Annotated in this window: 1 protein-coding gene; it reads right to left on the bottom strand. The window is 39.7% G+C overall.

The features are described from left to right. Window positions 1–248, bottom strand: a 248-nt coding sequence (locus tag AB4512_RS22040) for a pyridoxal-phosphate dependent enzyme (RefSeq protein ID WP_372175678.1), incomplete at its 3' end; no start/stop codon positions are given. Between the last annotated feature and the right edge of the window lie 253 nt (window positions 249–501).

Genomic DNA, 501 nt, shown 5'->3' with positions numbered 1-501 from the left:
GCTGCTGCTACGAATGCAAGAGCAACACCAGTGTTACCACTAGTCGGTTCAACAAGCTCAATACCTGGCTTCAGCGTACCTGCTTTTTCTGCTTCCCAGATCATGTTTGAACCGATACGACACTTAACACTGAAGCTTGGGTTACGAGCTTCGATCTTAGCTAGGACGTTACCTTTGCTTACTTTGTTAAGGCGGACTAGAGGTGTGTTACCAATCGTTAGGGTGTTGTCTTCGTAGATCTTGCTCATGCGATATTCCTTCATTTAATGACAGAACTAAACGTAGTATATCAATCACTTTACCGTCTAGTGTCTTTCGATGTTTGTTCAGCTTGAATTTAGATTAAACAAGTTGAAAAAAAGGTAAAAGGATTAAAAAGTTATATCATATAGATATGTAGCAGAATTCACGCCTATCTTTATTGAAATCAGAACTTCAAAAAGATAGGCGAAACTAAGAAGGGTTATAGACGTGAGCGTAGGGCTTGGTCTTTAAACTCAG

It is taken from the genome of Vibrio sp. 10N.222.52.B7 (genome assembly GCF_041474275.1).
Lineage (GTDB): Bacteria > Pseudomonadota > Gammaproteobacteria > Enterobacterales > Vibrionaceae > Vibrio > Vibrio crassostreae_C.
The sequence above is the reverse complement of the archived record's forward strand: the minus strand, read 5'-3'. Positions and strand labels throughout refer to the sequence as shown.